14 protein-coding genes and 6 tRNA genes are annotated in these 17,133 nt (G+C 44.3%); 13 read left to right on the plus strand and 7 right to left on the minus strand.

All coding sequences use genetic code 11. The features are described 5' to 3' along the window. Positions 1-17 precede the first annotated feature (17 nt). Positions 18-1,751: an AAA family ATPase gene (locus tag SO_RS08555; RefSeq protein ID WP_011071971.1), complete on the minus strand. Its 1,734-nt coding sequence runs from the start codon at positions 1,749-1,751 to the stop codon at positions 18-20. Positions 1,752-1,972: 221 nt separating this feature from the next. Between SO_RS08555 and SO_RS08560 the strand changes: the two genes are divergently transcribed. The 10 genes from SO_RS08560 (at position 1,973) to SO_RS08605 (ending at position 7,581) form a co-directional block, all read left to right on the plus strand. Continuing rightward, positions 1,973-2,063: transfer RNA gene (locus SO_RS08560), tRNA-Ser, on the plus strand. A gap of 24 nt (positions 2,064-2,087) precedes the next feature. Beyond that, positions 2,088-2,687, plus strand: a complete 600-nt coding sequence (locus tag SO_RS08565) for a hypothetical protein (protein ID WP_164925674.1) — start codon at positions 2,088-2,090, stop codon at positions 2,685-2,687. Between the two features lie 357 nt (positions 2,688-3,044). Then, positions 3,045-3,135: transfer RNA gene (locus tag SO_RS08570), tRNA-Ser, on the plus strand. 601 nt (positions 3,136-3,736) lie between these two features. Next, the gene (gene uvrY / locus SO_RS08575; protein WP_011071972.1) at positions 3,737-4,381 is read left to right on the plus strand and encodes a UvrY/SirA/GacA family response regulator transcription factor; all 645 of its coding nucleotides are present in this window, start codon (positions 3,737-3,739) and stop codon (positions 4,379-4,381) included. A 106-nt stretch (positions 4,382-4,487) separates the two neighbouring features. Further along, complete coding sequence (uvrC, locus tag SO_RS08580) at positions 4,488-6,317, plus strand: excinuclease ABC subunit UvrC (RefSeq protein WP_011071973.1); 1,830 nt, start codon at positions 4,488-4,490, stop codon at positions 6,315-6,317. 47 nt (positions 6,318-6,364) lie between these two features. Beyond that, positions 6,365-6,913, plus strand: a complete 549-nt coding sequence (gene pgsA / locus SO_RS08585; protein ID WP_011071974.1) for a CDP-diacylglycerol--glycerol-3-phosphate 3-phosphatidyltransferase — start codon at positions 6,365-6,367, stop codon at positions 6,911-6,913. A 143-nt stretch (positions 6,914-7,056) separates the two neighbouring features. After that, positions 7,057-7,132, plus strand: a tRNA-Gly gene (locus tag SO_RS08590). A gap of 21 nt (positions 7,133-7,153) precedes the next feature. Beyond that, positions 7,154-7,227 (plus strand) — tRNA-Cys (locus tag SO_RS08595). A 48-nt stretch (positions 7,228-7,275) separates the two neighbouring features. Then, positions 7,276-7,362: transfer RNA gene (locus SO_RS08600), tRNA-Leu, on the plus strand. A 132-nt stretch (positions 7,363-7,494) separates the two neighbouring features. Further along, positions 7,495-7,581, plus strand: a tRNA-Leu gene (locus tag SO_RS08605). Between the two features lie 315 nt (positions 7,582-7,896). Here SO_RS08605 and SO_RS08610 read toward each other — a convergent pair. From SO_RS08610 to SO_RS08635, 6 genes are all read right to left on the minus strand, one after another. After that, positions 7,897-8,172, minus strand: coding sequence for an HU family DNA-binding protein (locus tag SO_RS08610; RefSeq protein ID WP_011071975.1), 276 nt, complete (start codon positions 8,170-8,172; stop codon positions 7,897-7,899). 190 nt (positions 8,173-8,362) lie between these two features. Beyond that, positions 8,363-9,082: a hypothetical protein gene (locus tag SO_RS08615; protein ID WP_164925675.1), complete on the minus strand. Its 720-nt coding sequence runs from the start codon at positions 9,080-9,082 to the stop codon at positions 8,363-8,365. Between the two features lie 44 nt (positions 9,083-9,126). After that, entirely contained in the window at positions 9,127-10,035 is a 909-nt protein-coding gene (locus SO_RS08620) for an ABC transporter ATP-binding protein (protein ID WP_011071977.1), read from the minus strand. Further along, positions 10,032-10,862 carry an ABC transporter permease subunit gene (locus tag SO_RS08625; protein ID WP_011071978.1) on the minus strand — a complete coding sequence of 277 codons (831 nt, stop codon included), beginning with the start codon at positions 10,860-10,862 and terminating at the stop codon, positions 10,032-10,034. The genes SO_RS08620 and SO_RS08625 overlap by 4 nt, the downstream gene beginning before the upstream one ends. Before the next feature lie 93 nt (positions 10,863-10,955). After that, the gene (locus SO_RS08630) at positions 10,956-11,624 is read right to left on the minus strand and encodes a YceH family protein (protein WP_011071979.1); all 669 of its coding nucleotides are present in this window, start codon (positions 11,622-11,624) and stop codon (positions 10,956-10,958) included. A 166-nt stretch (positions 11,625-11,790) separates the two neighbouring features. Continuing rightward, complete coding sequence (locus SO_RS08635; protein WP_011071980.1) at positions 11,791-12,630, minus strand: CvfB family protein; 840 nt, start codon at positions 12,628-12,630, stop codon at positions 11,791-11,793. Between the two features lie 476 nt (positions 12,631-13,106). Between SO_RS08635 and SO_RS22985 the strand changes: the two genes are divergently transcribed. The 3 genes from SO_RS22985 (at position 13,107) to SO_RS08645 (ending at position 16,782) form a co-directional block, all read left to right on the plus strand. Then, the gene (locus tag SO_RS22985) at positions 13,107-13,259 is read left to right on the plus strand and encodes a hypothetical protein (RefSeq protein ID WP_011071981.1); all 153 of its coding nucleotides are present in this window, start codon (positions 13,107-13,109) and stop codon (positions 13,257-13,259) included. A gap of 468 nt (positions 13,260-13,727) precedes the next feature. Continuing rightward, positions 13,728-15,641 carry a biosynthetic arginine decarboxylase gene (gene speA, locus SO_RS08640; RefSeq protein WP_011071982.1) on the plus strand — a complete coding sequence of 638 codons (1,914 nt, stop codon included), beginning with the start codon at positions 13,728-13,730 and terminating at the stop codon, positions 15,639-15,641. 205 nt (positions 15,642-15,846) lie between these two features. Then, positions 15,847-16,782: an S-adenosylmethionine decarboxylase SpeD gene (locus tag SO_RS08645; RefSeq protein WP_011071983.1), complete on the plus strand. Its 936-nt coding sequence runs from the start codon at positions 15,847-15,849 to the stop codon at positions 16,780-16,782. Positions 16,783-17,133 lie beyond the last annotated feature (351 nt).

Genomic DNA, 17,133 nt, shown 5'->3' on the forward strand with positions numbered 1-17,133 from the left:
CAACTCCGATCAGCTAATTAATGTCGGAAAAATCCTAATTTTGCGAGTAATCTCGTTATTAAGCCAATTTCTTCCTCACCGTTACCCGCTAGCTTGTCTAGTCGTTGCTGTACTAGACCGTATAAGGACTCCGCTGGGAAGTCGTTATCTTCGTCGGCAACCCCGGCGGGCATCTGCATCAAAAGTTCGACTGCTTCATCCATATGTTCAATGGCATAAATGTGGAACAAGCCTTTGCCTACAGCTGTAATTACTTTGGAATGAAGGTTCAGCTGTAACATATTCGACTTGGGCATAATCACGCCTTGTTTACCCGTTAACCCTCGGCGCTCACAAAGATTAAAAAAGCCTTCAATTTTTTCATTAATACCGCCGATCGCTTGCACATTACCAAATTGATCCAACGCTCCCGTAATGGCTAACGACTGAATAATCGGTTGTTCTGCAATGGCCGACATCAAGCAACAATATTCGGCAAGCGAGGCACTATCGCCATCGATCTCCTGATAGGACTGCTCAAATACAATATTGGCATTAAGATGCAATGGTGCATCGCGACCAAAGATACGATATAAACAGGCTGAAAGGATCATCATCCCTTTAGCATGAATATTGCCACCTAATTCAGATTTTCTTTCAATATCAGCAACTTCGCCGTCACCATAGTGCACCGTTGCGGTGATCCGCGCGGGTTCACCATAGCAGTGATCAATTGCATCAATAACAGTAAGACCATTAATTTGTCCTACCATAGCGCCTTCAGTTGGCAGATTTATGAAATTATCATCAAAACTTTGGCCCGAAAATTCCTCAGAGCTGTTATGGCGATAATTGGCTTGCGATAGCGCACGTTCAATGCTGGCGGCATTGATTGTCGATTTACCGCGATAGACTTTTGCCTGTGCCATTAACTGGGCCAAATCAAGCATCGAGAGACTTAAGCGACGTTGGTGCTCAGTTAATCTGGCACTGTGTCTAAAGAGTGGTGCAAGACTGGATTGCTCTAATGTGGCATCGACATTTTGCGCCACTGTTTGTAGCCAACTGGCATATTGCGCTTCTTTAAAACGGGTTAAATCGAGTTCACCTGCTAGTTCGGCCAACAAGTTAAAGTGGCGTTGAAATTGCCAATCTTCGGATCTAATTTGGCTATAGATTAAACCCGCGCCAATTAAAATAATTTTACAATTTAATGGGATAGGGCTTAGGTTGTGGCTGATTTGATACTCTTTCTGTGTCAGGATTTGCATCAGCAAGTCCCATAAGCCTTCACGTTTCCACAGGGATTCAGCGCAGATAAATACATAATGGCATTCTGCTAATGCACCCGCTTGATATTTACTGCTATTGCCTGATTGGACCATACGGCCAAGAAGGTCTGAACGGCGAATATTGCCGCTCAGATAGCGATAACTGACATGCTTTTCGGCAATAGAGCCTTGATTGTCCTGTGGCGCTTCATATTGCCAATGGAATTGAATGGCGTTGTCTTCGGGGCGCTTTGCCACCAAATAAGCCGCCGGCAATGGCTCAAGCGTTTCCATTAAGGCTTTCATCATTAATTGCCTGTCGATGCCAGGGAAATCTGCGAGATACAGTTGTTGATCGGCAATGGCGTTATGTAACTTAAAGGCATCCAACACGCGCTCTTGACCTAAAAGTAACGCTTTGAATCCTGTCGGCAATTGCGGCAGGACGGGAAGATTAAATTCAGGAGCGAGTGAGGATGAAGGTATCAAGAGTGAATTCATATAAGCATTTACCGTGAAAAGTTACTGCGATTTTACCATACCAAGACGGCAAGTCTCTTACTGTATAGGTGTTTTTATGAGGGTTTACCCAGATATTGCTGAAAATGTGTAGGTAATTTGCCCGAAAAATCATCCGCCTGAATATAAGATGAGCATTTGACACAATATTGAAAAATTGCTGTTTACAAGCGCCGATGATGCTTATATTATTTGCGGCGTTCGGAGGGGTGGCAGAGTGGTTTAATGCACCGGTCTTGAAAACCGGCGTGGGTTTATAGCCCACCCAGGGTTCAAATCCCTGCTCCTCCGCCATATTTCACGGAAAGGCCATCAGCAATGATGGCCTTTTTGTTTACAGAATTTGAACCTATGGTTCCTTATTCTAAGCGCAGCTCCTGCGCCATGTTTCATGGAAAGCCATCAGCAATGATGGCTTTTTTGTTTACAGAATTTGAACCCGGGTTCCTCATTCTAAGCGCAGCTCCTGCGCCATATTTCACGGAAAGGCCATCAGCAATGATAGCCTTTTTGTTTACAGAATTTGAACCTAGGGTTCCTTATTCTAAGCGCAGCTCCTGCGCCATGTTTCATGGAAAGCCATCAGCAATGATGGCTTTTTTGTTTACAGAATTTGAACCCGGGTTCCTCATTCTAAGCGCAGCTCTTTCGCCATATTTCACGGAAAGGCCATCAGCAATGATGGCCTTTTTGTTTGCAGAATTTGAACCTGGGGTTCCTTATTCTAAGCGCAGCTCCTGCGCCATGTTTCATGGAAGGCCATCAGCAATGATGGCTTTTTTGTTTACAGAATTTGAACCCGGGTTCCTCATTCTAAGCGCAGCTCCTCTGCCATATTCAGTCAAACAGGCCGCTAAGCATTTAGCGGCCTGTTTGCATTTTGAGTCAGTGGCATTCGATGTTGGATTCGATTACTAAAACGGTGTATCTGCGATTGTCTTGATAAGCATTATATTGTGATATGAAGAATTTAATTTTTGATCCGCAAGGTTACGTTAGGATTAACCTTCTTCTACGATTCCTATTTAAACATCATTTCCTTCATAGAATGTCTCCATCCTAAAAAGCGGTCACGATAGTTTAATCTATTCAAGGATTATCTTGGATAACACTGTCGTTATGCAGGTTTTTAGCGAGCTAGAATAGGGCTAGGTCAAAAATTACTCTCTAATCGATGGTTTTATCAACTATTGGGTATCAAATAGCCAATCAATTCAATTAATAATAAATTTAGGTTTACAGTCTTGGGCGAGATGTATATTATCTCGGTCGTTCGGAGGGGTGGCAGAGTGGTTTAATGCACCGGTCTTGAAAACCGGCGTGGGTTTATAGCCCACCCAGGGTTCAAATCCCTGCTCCTCCGCCATATTTCACGGAAAAGCCATCAGCGATGATGGCTTTTTTGTTTACCGAATTTGAACCCGGGTTCCTCATTCTAAGCGCAGCTCCTTCGCCATATTTCATGGAAAGCCATCAGCAATAATGGCTTTTTTGTTTACCGAATTTGAACCCGGGTTCCTCATTCTAAGCGCAGCTCCTCCGCCATATTTCATGGAAAGCCATCAGCAATGATGGCCTTTTTGTTTGCAGAATTTGAACCTAGGGTTCCTCATTCTAAGCGCAGCTCGTGCGCCATATTCAGTCAAAAAGCCGCTAAGCAATTAGCGGCTTTTTGCATTTAAAGTACTTCATTTTCGATGAGCGTTTTAAACTGGCTATATTTTGTGTTATATCATCAATTCGTCCAATCCTGAGGCACACTCAATGTTGGCGTTATGTCAGTATCTCATTTCAAACGGCAGTAATTAGCGAGTTGTTCCTTTAAATTTCATCTAGTTAACAATATTCATTTTATGCTTTGCGAAATGCCATTGTTGGGCTAAATTACCCTGATAACCTATATTTCGGTTGCAGTACTCTGATTTGGCTAAACTCTCTTAGTCAGCATTGGTTAAAGGTGGATAAAGTTGATATCGATATATTTAGTTGACGATCATGAGCTGGTAAGAACTGGGATCCGCCGTATCTTAGAAGATGAGCGGGGGATCAAAGTTGTCGGTGAAGCGCCCGATGGCGAGACCGCAGTACAATGGGCTAGGCAAAATGAAGCCGACGTCATCTTAATGGACATGAATATGCCAGTTATGGGCGGACTCGAAGCCACCCGTAAAATTTTGCGTTATCAACCCCATGCCAAGATTATTGTATTAACCGTGCATACCGAAGATCCTTTCCCCAGCAAAGTGATGCAGGCGGGCGCGTCTGGTTATTTAACCAAAGGTGCGACGCCACCCGAGGTGTTGCAAGCGATACGTCAGGTTTCCCGTGGTCAGCGCTATTTATCCCCTGAAATAGCCCAACAAATGGCATTGAGCCAATTTAATCCTGCCGATGAGAATCCGTTTAAAGCCTTATCTGAGCGCGAACTGCAAATTATGTTGATGATCACCAACGGTGAAAAGGTCAATGATATTTCGGAGCAGCTCAACTTAAGCCCAAAAACCGTTAACAGTTACCGTTACCGCTTATTTGCGAAGCTGGGGATCAGTGGTGATGTGGAGCTGACCCGTTTAGCGATCCGCTATAAAATGTTAGATGCTGGACATTTTTAATCTATAGCATTAATTAATCCTGCTTATATAGTGTGTTAGGCGTGAGTTTGAAAACGATTTATCAAGCTGTTTTGAAGATAGTAAGTAAAAAAGTGGGTGTATAACGATGTCTACAGGTTTTAACGCCCAGAGTTTTTTACGTACAGTCACCTCTTCGGCGGGGGTTTATCGCATGTATGACGTCAAAGGTGACGTCATTTATGTGGGTAAAGCCAAAGATCTTAAAAAGCGCTTATCTTCTTATTTCCGTAAAAACCTTGGCAATGTCAAAACCCAGGCGCTGGTGTCGCATATTCATCATATCGATGTGACACTGACTCATAGTGAGACCGATGCGCTGCTGCTTGAAAATGACTATATCAAGCAGTACATGCCTAAATACAATGTGTTACTGCGGGATGATAAGTCATACCCCTATATTTTATTGAGTCAGCATGAGCATCCACGCCTTGCTTACCATCGCGGGCCACAGCGGGAGAAGGGCCATTACTTTGGACCTTATCCTAATGGCGGCGCGGTGCGTGAAAGTTTGCATTTGATGCAAAAGTTGTTTCCTATCCGCCAGTGTGATGATCTCTATTACAAATCCCGCACTCGCCCCTGTTTGCAATACCAGTTATCCCGCTGCAGTGCGCCTTGCGTTGGTAAAGTCAGTAATGCGGAGTATGACGAGCAGGTAAAACTTGCCAGTTTGTTCCTAAAGGGAAAAGATAAACAAGTTATCAGTGAACTGGTGGCGAAGATGGAAGAGGCCGCCGAGCAGCAAGCCTATGAGCAAGCCGCGCGCTTTCGCGATCAAATTATGGCGCTGCGCCGAGTGGCAGAGCAGCAAGAGGTATCTGGTAATACTGGCGATATGGATGTTATTGGTGTGCATTACGCTTCGGGCATCGCCTGTTTTCACCTGTTATTTATCCGCGAAGGTAAGATTTTTGGTAGCCGTAGCTATTATCCAACGGTTCCCGCGCAAACGGATATCGAAGAAGTCTTACGCTCCTTCCTGCTACAGTTTTACTTAAATGCAGATATTCAACGCACTATTCCTAAGGAAGTGGTGATAAGCCATCACTTTGAGGAATTGCATGAGTTAGAGGCGGCCGTCTCTGAGGCATTAAATAAAAAATTCAGCATTAAAACCAATGTGCGTGCTGACAGGGCGAGTTTTTTACGCCTCGCGATCACCAACGCCACCAATGCGGTGATGACGCGTCTGTCCCATAAAAACACCGTTGAACAGCGTTTTGTGTTGTTGGAGGAGATTCTCGAACTCAATGCGCCGATTCAGCGAATGGAGTGTTTCGATATCAGTCATACCATGGGGGAGAGCACGGTAGCCTCCTGCGTGGTGTTTAACCGTGAAGGGCCGCATAAAGCCGAATATCGTCGTTACAATATTGAAGGCATCACCCCTGGGGACGATTATGCCGCCATGAAACAAGCTATTAGCCGTCGATTTGATAAAATCGATGCCAGCGGCAAAATCCCTGACATCTTATTTATCGACGGTGGCCTCGGTCAGCTGCGTATCGCACAGCAAATTGTCGATGAAAAATTTGTCAATTTAGATAAAGCGCCGCAACTGATTGGCGTGGCAAAGGGGGAGAGCCGTAAACCTGGGCTAGAAACCTTAATCTTTGGTGACACAGAAACGAGTTTTTCCCTTGAGGATGATTCACCCGCATTGCACCTTATTCAACATATTCGCGATGAATCGCACCGCTTTGCCATCACTGGGCATCGTAATCGCCGTCAGAAAACCCGCAACACCTCAACGCTTGAATCCATTCCAGGTATTGGCCCTAAACGCCGTAAAGCGTTACTCCAACATTTGGGCGGTTTACAGGAAGTGAAGGGCGCGAGTGTGGCCGAGTTAGCGAAAGTGCCGGGTATTAGCATAGAAATGGCACAAACCATTCATGATGCATTGCGAGGGTGATAAAATTAAGGCAAGATTGGCGCTGCTTTTGACTAACTGGTTCGATCATGCCGTTTAACTTACCCATAGCATTAACTCTTTTTAGGCTTTTTTTACTGCCCATTTTCGTGGTGTTGTTTTATTTACCTTATAGCTGGACGCCTTTTGTTGCCGCATTTGTGTTTTGGCTAGCGGCGTTAACGGATGCATTAGACGGTTATGCGGCGCGTAAACTCAAGCAACTGACCCGTTTTGGCGCCTTCCTCGATCCCGTCGCCGATAAACTGATGGTGATCACCGCGCTCGTATTATTAGTTGACCAATACGCTGATATTTGGCTCACACTGCCAGCACTGTTTATGATTGGCCGTGAAATTGTGATTTCAGCTCTGCGGGAGTGGATGGCCGAATTAGGTAAACGCGGAACGGTTGCTGTCTCTTGGATTGGTAAATATAAAACCGCTGCTCAAATGGTGGCGATTATTGGCCTGATTTGGCAATACAACCCATTAATGATCCAAGCGGCATTTGTGCTGTTATATATCGCTGCCGTATTAACGTTCTGGTCAAAGATGAGCTACATTTTAGCCGCCTGGAAAGATTTAACGGCTGAATAGCACAATAAAAAATCAAAGAGATTATTTAGTGCGCAAGCAGTAAGTTATCGATAAAACAGCGGTTGACACTGCATCGTAAATAGGTAGAATGCCTCCCCGTAGACGAGAGACGAAGTGAAAACAAAATCTTAACTCTGCGTGATGCGACATTAGCTCAGTTGGTAGAGCGATACCTTGCCAAGGTATAGGTCATCGGTTCGAACCCGATATGTCGCTCCAATCTAAAATGATTGGAAAGATGGCGCGATGGCAGAATGGCTATGCTGCGGATTGCAAATCCGTCGATCTCGGTTCGACTCCGGGTCGCGCCTCCATAATTAAAGTATTAATGACACGATTCCCGTCGTTAATATAAAGAGTTTGCCCGAGTGGTGGAATCGGTAGACACAAGGGATTTAAAATCCCTCGCTGGTAACAGCGTGCCAGTTCAAGTCTGGCCTCGGGTACCATTATTATAATGGTGACAGCTCAAAGCGAGCTGAAGCGTTAAACTTCGTTACCTAAGCATTCGAAATGTAAGCACAAGGTCGAAGCAAAGAATTAAACAATATCAACAGCATTGCTTGCGATATTCAGAGTTTGCCCGAGTGGTGGAATCGGTAGACACAAGGGATTTAAAATCCCTCGCTGGTAACAGCGTGCCAGTTCAAGTCTGGCCTCGGGTACCATTATTCTTAGTGAATAGTAAATAAGCCTCGACATTAGTCGGGGCTTTTTTGCATTTGTGATGCTGATTTTTATCCGATTTGTTTTAAAGCAAGTTTTCTATCTTCTTACCTAAAACCTCTAGCACGCTGTCAGTAGCTTGTCGTACTGGCTTTAGGTTGACTTTGTTAGTGCTCTCTAAGCTCTATAAAGTCAAACTCAGCTAGGGCAGGTTACGTTTTATCTCCCAAGCTCATTGCCAACGTAATATCGTTATCTTGGCCGATAAAAAAGCCCCGTGGTTTTCATGAGGCTCTTTTACACATCCACAATACTACCTACTCATTTATCGCTTGTTTTAGCGCTGTCGCGGCCTTAAAGCTCGGCTGGTTAAAGCCCGCAATCTCAATTGCCTCACCCGTCTGTGGATTACGGCCCGATTTAGGTAAATGATATCGTAACTCGAAGGTACCAAATAGCGGCAGGAAGACTTTCTCACCTTCGCTTAAGGCGATATGGATCTGTTGTAGGATCTGTTCGACAACAGGTTTAGTGCTGGCCTGGGACTGTTCAAGCGAAGTGGCGATACGTTGGATCAGTTGTGCTTTGTTCATTGAAACCTCTGAATTCAGCGAAAGAGCAGGAAAGGGGAGTTATAACAAGCTCGAGATCAGATTGAAAGCCTAGGTTTACCAAAGCGGCTTAACTGCTGCTTTATTGGTTACTCAGTTGTTTTATTCGTCAGATGCATTAACTACATGAACATTGAGCGACATATAGGCTGGCCTATTAAAATATTTCATCTCAACAATTAAGTGGGTCTATTCCAATATACCTAACTCGCTTAAATCTAATTTCTCCAAGGTTAACTTTCACTCCGTTTATAATTATTTCAGGATAAATAATCGAGAAGTTTTCTAATTCTGAAGTAATTTCACTCGTTTGAATTGAAAATGACATCCCTGTATTAAAATATCGTTTTCTGCCGGAACCAACTTCGTAAAAATACGTTTTGCCAACAATCTCAGATAAGGCCGGAACTTGTATGTAACCACTTTTTCGATCGGAAGCTTCTATCCGATTAATTTCTTCATCACTAAACCCATTAAATTCTCTTTCTATGATAGAATCGGACTGGCCTAAGTAGTTGTTTTTATTTGTTGATAAATAGTTTATTGGTAATTTCCAACTATTAACAGAGTTGTTGTCTTTGACAATGACATATTCATCGGCCAACTGAAAAGAGATATCTTGTGGAGCAGATACTTTTGAGTATAGATAAAATATATGAATAGATTCTGGTCGTATACGCTTACTACTGAACGTCTTTAGTTCTACGTTGAGCCCTGATACGAGTGGTATCCTAATTGTATTAGATGGGCCAGAACCTCCACAGCCAGTGGATACAACTTCTCCATCTTCATAAAACGGCTTGTAATAATCTCTTGGTACAGGAGCACAAGCAGCTAGTGCCCCCATAGTTATAAGTATCACTACTATCCATAATCCTTGGCTTAAGTACATAAAAATTCTTTTATAAGATTGGTCACTGTGTCTGTGTGTTTAAATTACGAGAATAATGTTTCTTCTAATGTACGTCCTTTAAGCAGCATCTTATATTGCCAATGCTGTTGCTTAAATAGGGCGAGCAGGGCGGTTTCAAATTCATAATGTCGGTTTGCCGTGTCATCCAATTGGATCACAAACACATGGGCTTGTTTTGAGGTGATATTCACCACACCAGCTATTTGACCTACGGCTTGGATTAGCGCTTCACTATCGCAGCTTTGCATGGTGAGGGTGAGATAATCACTGCCGCTATTGGATGAGCGCATCGAAATCGATTGGCTTAGTTCACCTTTATCCAAATACAGTACTTGGTCGCAGAGCTTTTCGAGTTCATCCAAATTATGTGAGCTAATTACAAAGGTCGTGGTGGGCGAGAGGATTCTGACAAGTTCACGGATTTTCTTCGCATTGGCCGGATCGAGTCCCGCGGTGGGTTCATCTAACAATACCAGCTTAGGCGAGCCGATTAAGGCTTGGGCAATCGCTACACGTTTACTCATGCCATGGCTAAGACTTGGTGGCTTTTGCTGCGCCACTTCGGCTAAGTCCACTAAATTCAGCACACGCAGGGCTTCTTGATTTGCCTGCTTGCTATCCATCCCTTGAAGACGCGCAAAGAAGCTTAACTGGCTGATAATGGTTAAATTAGGATCAAGGGTCGCATCTTGGGGAAGGGCGGCAATTTGCCCTAATAATGTCGGACTATTCGGCGCCTCTCCCAGAATACGAACTGTGCCCGCGCTTGGGGTAAGGTAACCACAGAGCAGGCTAAACAGCGTGGTTTTACCCGCGCCATTAGGGCCAACCAAAGCGATGGGCGCACCCGCTTCGAGGGTTAAACTCACGTTATTGAGTGCTTTTTTGTTGCCATAGTGTTTGGAAAGACCTTGGCACTGAACGAGGATCATAGTTGACTCCTTTGGAAATAAATGCGGCCAAGGAAGAGGGCGATTGCGGTTTGCAGTAGTGGTATAGGTGCGTAAGCTAAGCTATTGAGTCCATTGGTGTTGATCATATTTGATAATTGAGCGCCTGGTAGTAACCATTGTAAGCCCTCAAATAAGCGCGACTCGTTACCCAATATCAGCAGTGCAATTGAGACGACTGTCCACAATATAGTGGCCAGAACCATGGCTTGCCTTGCTGTACTGGCATAGAGGGACAACAGAGTCATCACTGCGGTAAAGGGCAAAATGACGATAAGCAAGTTTACGCCGACTAAGGCGCCTGAGCTTATTGCCGGTAGTAATAAGCTAGCATCGCGACTTAATGCCAGTGCGATGGTGGCAAGGATGGTCAATAAAATCAGTAGGCCTTGGATCAGGATTTGCCCTAAGAAGCGGCCGAAAAGTAGGCTATCTTTGCTAGTTCTTATGGTATAGAAGCGCAATGTGCCACGGGTTTTGTCTGAGGAAAACTGATCGGCGGCAATTAAAATGCTAAACATTGGAAAGAGGTATAAGGCAAAGCACCAGAAGATGGCCATTTCTGCTACTGGCCAGTCAAACAGTACATTCAATGCGTTATTGCCAAATAACCCATCGATCAGATCCTTAATATTGGGCTGCATCAATAAAGTCGAAGCGCCTTGGATGGGGTAGAGTAATAGCATGCCCCACACTAATGCAAAGGCGATAAGGGCAATCATCCCGCGGAGATTAAATAGAAATTTGCGACATTCGAAGACTGCGATCAAAAGCATGTTATTGAATGTACTGGGAGCGTTTGGTGTCATTCGCTGTCTCGTCAGTGAGTGAGCGGACAAACTCTCACGTTAGTGGTCATCATCATAAAGACTAGCCATTCGCGAAAGTCGTCCGCGGCGCGGTTACGATAAAGAAGCGATAAGCGATTCTAACTTATCTTTAAGTTCAGCCACTTGCCCTTCAAGCTGTGTGACTCTCGCTTCCAGTTGTTGTCTATCTTGAGCATTTAGTGAGTTTGAGTCAGCACTCGGCGAATCGGCGGAGAGTGACGTTGCGCTAACCTGCTCTGAGCCTTGAGAAAACAGCTCAGTATAACGGCATTCGCGCTTGCCCGGCTCCCGTGGCAGTTGGGTTAGCACGGGTTTATCCCGCTCCATCAGTTGCTTAATGCAGGCTTCCACTTCGAGTACATCTTTAAAGTCATGCAACCTGTTGCTGCGGGTACGTAATTCACCTGGGGTTTGTGGGCCGCGAAGCAGCAGCAAACAGACAATCGCCACGGCCGCAGTTGAAAGTTGTAACTCGCTAAATTCAGTATTGCAGAATCTGTGCTTATATTTGACGACTCGGCTACCAAAACCCGATTGTTCGCTGATTAAGCGCTTTTTATTTAATGAATCAAGGGCGTCTTGTACTTGCGCTTCAGTGAGTTCTAATACAGGTTCACGGCTGGTTTTTTGATTACAGGCGAGGGTCAGTGCATTGAGTGACAGCGGATATTGCTCGGGGGTGGTGACTTCTTTTTCAAGTAGGCATCCGATAACTCTGGCTTCGTGTAACGTGAGTTCCATATAAGCTCCAAAGAAAAAAGCATGACTTTGTTATAACAGAGCCATGCTTAAGATCCTAGCGCTTGTCGGTAAACTGAGTGTTTGGGCAGACTATTTGGACAAATAAACCACGAACCTTAGTACAACAGAGTGCTAAGTCCCGTATGAGGTTGACTATTTAGCTCAATCAGTCAGCTTCTGTTAGGCGTAAACCATCATCGTCGATACTTAACTTACTGGCTTTAAACAGGCCACCGATGCTCTTTTTGAAGGCTTTTTTACTCATACCGAGTTGTTCGTAAATCACTTCGGCATCGGTTTTATCCGTTAGGGGTAAGAATCCGCCCGCTTGCTTGAGTTTTACTAAGATAATGTGCGCATTTTTATCAAGCTCTTGCTTACTACCTTGCTGCAATACTAAATCAATTTTGCTATCGCGGCGGACTTGTTTGATAAAGCCTTTTAGCCTTTGACCAAAACGCAGTTTTTGGAACACTTCGTTTTGATAAATCACGCCCCAATGGGCATGATTAATAATGGCTTTGTAGCCTAAATCTGTTGTGCCACCGATAAATAAGTCAACCTGTTGACCTACTTCATAGTGGGCTGGGGTTTTATCTAGGAATTTATCGATTTTTGATGACGCCACAATACGCTCATCAGCACGATTAACGTGCACATAAACAAGGTACGAGCGACCTTCTTCAATGGGTTTGTGCTGTTCACCAAAGGGCAGCAACAGATCTTTATCTAATCCCCAATCTAAAAATGCGCCAAAAGGCCCAGTGGCCACGGCTTTTAAGTAGGCAAATTCTCCTACTTGAGCTAAAGGCTTACGGGTAGTGGCAATAACGATATCTTCGGAGTCCAGATATAAAAATACCTCTAGCCAGTCACCGACTTGGCAGTCTTTTGGGGTGGCCTTGTTGGGCAGTAACACTTGGCCAAATTCGTGGGCATTTAAATACACACCAAAGCTGACTTGTTTCACTACCTCAAGTTTGCAGGTTTTTCCTATCTGTACCATGGAGCTCTCTATCTAAGGATGTCATTCGGCGGTGATTATAACCGCTTTATCTGTAAACGGCAGCTTCCAGATCGGCTTTTGCGTCGATAGTCGAAAATGAACAGCCGTGCTGAGATAAAACAATATTGCTGATGTGAGCAAATGTTATCGATTTATCTTGATTTGCTATTAAAAAATATTGAACGTACTGATAGTGTGGTTGATACTTAAGTAATTAATTTAAAATAAATAAACCTGCTTTTTGTGCGCCATCCTGTTAATGGGGTGTTTATTATATTTTAATGAAAAATATTAAATGAGATTCTTGCTTGCATTCTGTGACATTGCGCGGTTTAATTGCGCCGTTTAACGACTTCGCTCGTTACAGACATGACAAATATTACCTGAGTTGTAAAGGTTTTATGGTTCACAGGTCATTAACCGTGTAACGTACAATTTATAATCGTTACATGGGGTTAAGAGGAATTGTTTAGCTAATGCACAAGCATCCATTTTTTGCTCTTTGCCTTAAAGCATCACAATGCCAGCGGTCAATCGTTGTTCCTTATGACGATACCAGCCTTAAGCATCTCACGTTAATCCGTATCAACTCTGGCCGCGAAGAAGCCAACAGTCCCCTGTTACAGTAATCTCACCTTGTTTTAGGTGTACTTGGCTATGCCTTGCCGCTTAATACGTAATGTTTATTCTTTAGTGTTACCTATGTTGTTTATCCGCTTAATCGGCTCTTCATTTTTGAGTGTTGGCATGATGAGCTGTCACGCAACGTCTTGTGTTAGGGTTTTGAGTGTTTTTTAACCTCAAAGCGGGCTATGGTTAACACCAACGGGTGAGTGACCAAAGGTGACAACGGGTGATGTGAATACCATCTCCTGCCATCGCCAAAGTAAAAAAGTATCGGGGCTATCCCGGCTGCGTTAAGGGAAAGCGCATCAATATCGCCTAAGCAAGGTTGATTTTGTTGCTCACATTTAGGGTGAAGCCATCCTAACTGTATGTCAGGTAAGCTTATGGTTTATCTGGGTTTGTCGAACGGGCGGTCTTGCAATGTTGCAGTGACCGTTTAACCCATTTTTTTATAGACGGGCTAAATAAAAATGAATGATTGGTCTATTGAAGCTGCTCGTGCTGGGTACAACGTTACCCACTGGAGCCAAGGGTTTTATGGGATCAGCGACGAAGGTGAGGTGACTGTATCACCGGATCCTAAGAATCCTGATCACAAGATTGGCTTAAATGAGCTAGCAAAAGACATGGTAAAAGCGGGGGTCGCTTTACCTGTATTAGTTCGTTTCCCGCAAATTCTGCACCATAGAGTGAACAGTTTGTGCCAAGCATTCGACCAAGCGATACAAAAATATGAGTATCAGGCGGACTATTTGTTGGTTTACCCCATTAAAGTTAACCAACAAAAAACCGTGGTAGAAGAAATTCTTGCGAGCCAAGCATCAAAAGAAGTTCCACAATTAGGCCTAGAAGCGGGCAGTAAACCTGAGTTAATGGCAGTACTTGCCATGGCGCAAAAAGCCAGCTCGGTAATCGTATGTAATGGTTATAAAGATAACGAATACATCCGCTTAGCCTTAATTGGTGAAAAGTTAGGCCATAAGGTCTACATCGTGTTAGAAAAACTGTCTGAGCTGAAGATGGTACTGGCCGAGTCTAAGCGTTTAGGGGTGAAACCTCGCTTAGGATTACGTGCTCGTCTCGCGTTCCAAGGCAAAGGCAAGTGGCAAGCTAGCGGTGGTGAAAAATCTAAGTTTGGTTTATCTGCCGCGCAAATTTTGACTGTAGTTGATCAGTTAAAACAAAGCGATATGTTAGATTCACTGCAATTATTGCACTTTCACTTAGGTTCGCAAATCGCCAACATCCGCGATATTCGTCAAGGTGTGAGTGAAGCTGCGCGTTTCTACTGTGAATTACGTGAGCTGGGCGCTAGCATCAATTGTTTCGACGTCGGTGGTGGTTTAGCTGTAGATTACGATGGCACGCGTAGCCAAAGTAATAACTCAATGAACTATGGCTTAAGCGAATATGCAAACAACATCGTTAACGTGCTCACCGATATCTGTAATGAATACGAGCAACCAATGCCACGTATTATTTCTGAATCGGGTCGTCACTTAACGGCGCACCATGCGGTACTGATCACCGATGTGATTGGCACTGAAGCCTATCAGGTTGAAGATATCCAGCCACCAGAGGAAGAGTCGCCACAGCTGCTGCACAACATGTGGCAATCTTGGACTGAGCTGAGCGGCCGCGCCGATCAGCGTGCATTGATTGAGATTTACCACGACAGCCAAAGCGATTTACAAGAAGCGCAATCACTGTTTGCCTTAGGCCAATTAAGTCTGGCAGAACGTGCGTGGGCCGAGCAGGCAAACCTGCGCGTATGCCACGAAGTTCAAGGCTTATTAAGCACCAAAAACCGTTATCACAGACCGATTATCGATGAATTAAACGAAAAGTTAGCCGATAAGTTCTTCGTTAACTTCTCGTTATTCCAATCCTTACCGGATGCGTGGGGTATCGATCAGGTATTCCCTGTGCTGCCTTTATCGGGGTTAGATAAAGCGCCAGAGCGCCGTGCCGTGATGTTGGATATTACCTGTGATTCCGACGGTATTGTGGATCAATACGTAGACGGTCAAGGGATTGAAACTACATTGCCAGTACCAGCGTGGAGTGCTGAAAGCCCGTATTTGATCGGCTTCTTTATGGTGGGCGCATATCAAGAGATTTTAGGGGATATGCACAACCTGTTTGGTGATACCAACTCCGCGGTTGTCAGCATTGAAGAAAACGGTATGACCAATATTGAGTCAGTACTTGCCGGTGATACTGTGGCTGACGTGTTACGCTATGTTAACTTAGATGCGGTCGACTTTATGCGTACCTATGAAGAGTTAGTCAACCAGCACATTGCTGAAGATGAACGCGCACAAATTTTAGAAGAATTGCAAGTGGGCCTGAAAGGCTACACTTATTTAGAAGATTTTTCTTAATATTGAATGTGTTGAATAAATCAGCCTAGGGTGACTTAGGCTGATTTTTTATTTTTCTGCGTTTAGCATTTTCTTCTACGGTTTTTAAAAGCAAGGGGAGCGGTTTTATTGAGGTCTCAGTCGTGTACAATGAGCCGAGCAAAATCGTTGGTTGAGATAACCAAAAGACGCCAAAACAAATGGATAAGATGAGGTCAACGGCTTGATGTTTTTTGAAGGTGCGGAAAAAAAGCTTGAGATCAGCCTGACGCCAAAGGCTGTGTCGCTACGTCAGCGTGGGTTGGCTTTTTGGACGACGTTGGTGGCCTGTGCTAATGCCGAAATCCTATCAAAAATCAGTAATAAAGATTGCGATGCCTATCTTCTAAGTGAATCGAGCTTGTTCGTTTGGGACAATAAAATCCTGATCCTCACCTGCGGCAACAGCACGCTCATCGAAGCGGCCTGCTATTTTATCAATAGCCTAGGCAGCGAGCATATCGCTGCGCTCTGTTATCAGCGCAAAAATGAATACCAAGCGCAGTTACAAAGCACCACCTTTGCTGAAGACATTGCCCAATTACGGACGTTGATATCGGGGCAAGCCTTTCGAGTCGGTCATTTAGATGCACACCACCACTATGTGTTTTGTGCCGCAGGTGTTCCAATAACCCAAGTTGGGACTCGCCTTGAGCTGATGATGTATCATATTCGGGGGGAATTGGCGGAGTACCTCAATGATCCCGTGCAAACCGAACAGGGGATTGTCCACAGGCTAAAACTGACACAACTCTTTCCTGAGTTTCAGCTGGATATGCATTGTTTTAAGCCGACGGGTTTTTCGCTGAATGCCATTCAAGGTAGCCATTATTTCACTTTGCATATTACTCCCTCGGCTGGGCAAGGGGAGCACTCCTATGTCAGCTTTGAGACCAATCTGAATTTAGCCGCGTATCCTTATCCGGTTGTTGCACAATTAATTAGCTTATTTGCTCCTTCAAGTTGGGATCTCGTTAGTGTTAATCAGCTAATCAGTACTGCAGGATTGTCTGAGCATTTATGTGTAGGGCATTGCTCAATCACCACAGAGCAAGGCAATTACATTGATTTCAATCACTATCAGCAGCGTCAAACCGAAGAATTGTTTCCTAAATTTATGTAGTTATTTTGTTGAGTACATCAACGATGTTGGATATTCGCAGCATTTGCTATTTTACTGCGTTTAGTGACTTACCCTAATTTGGGAGCAGAAAAGTTGAACTTAAGGCTCACTGAGTGACTTGTTATGCCAAGCAGATAAACCCCATCAGATTGGGGGAGTCGATATATAAATGAGCGGACGATTTTTTGAGGTTAGATCTTGGACTGTTTGGCTGTAAGTTCAATATGGTTGTGGCGCTCATCGTCTATCAATTGAAAGACAATAAGCCATAACTGAACATCACTAACATTGAGTTTAGTGCCATTACAGTTATGGCTTGTAAAGCCTGTTGAAGGTGATATTTAACCTGAG

Origin of the sequence: Shewanella oneidensis MR-1 (genome assembly GCF_000146165.2) — a bacterium.
Taxonomy (GTDB): domain Bacteria; phylum Pseudomonadota; class Gammaproteobacteria; order Enterobacterales; family Shewanellaceae; genus Shewanella; species Shewanella oneidensis.

Coding starts and splice junctions, on each gene's coding strand:
- SO_RS08625 (WP_011071978.1), bottom strand. CDS start 10,862: ATGACACCAAACGCTCCCAGTACATTCAATAACATGCTTTTGATCGCA.
- SO_RS22985 (WP_011071981.1), top strand. CDS start 13,107: ATGCACAAGCATCCATTTTTTGCTCTTTGCCTTAAAGCATCACAATGC.
- pgsA (WP_011071974.1), top strand. CDS start 6,365: ATGCCGTTTAACTTACCCATAGCATTAACTCTTTTTAGGCTTTTTTTA.
- SO_RS08615 (WP_164925675.1), bottom strand. CDS start 9,082: ATGTACTTAAGCCAAGGATTATGGATAGTAGTGATACTTATAACTATG.
- SO_RS08630 (WP_011071979.1), bottom strand. CDS start 11,624: ATGGAACTCACGTTACACGAAGCCAGAGTTATCGGATGCCTACTTGAA.
- speA (WP_011071982.1), top strand. CDS start 13,728: ATGAATGATTGGTCTATTGAAGCTGCTCGTGCTGGGTACAACGTTACC.
- SO_RS08620 (WP_011071977.1), bottom strand. CDS start 10,035: ATGATCCTCGTTCAGTGCCAAGGTCTTTCCAAACACTATGGCAACAAA.
- uvrC (WP_011071973.1), top strand. CDS start 4,488: ATGTCTACAGGTTTTAACGCCCAGAGTTTTTTACGTACAGTCACCTCT.
- SO_RS08555 (WP_011071971.1), bottom strand. CDS start 1,751: ATGAATTCACTCTTGATACCTTCATCCTCACTCGCTCCTGAATTTAAT.
- SO_RS08645 (WP_011071983.1), top strand. CDS start 15,847: ATGTTTTTTGAAGGTGCGGAAAAAAAGCTTGAGATCAGCCTGACGCCA.
- SO_RS08610 (WP_011071975.1), bottom strand. CDS start 8,172: ATGAACAAAGCACAACTGATCCAACGTATCGCCACTTCGCTTGAACAG.
- SO_RS08565 (WP_164925674.1), top strand. CDS start 2,088: ATGATGGCCTTTTTGTTTACAGAATTTGAACCTATGGTTCCTTATTCT.
- SO_RS08635 (WP_011071980.1), bottom strand. CDS start 12,630: ATGGTACAGATAGGAAAAACCTGCAAACTTGAGGTAGTGAAACAAGTC.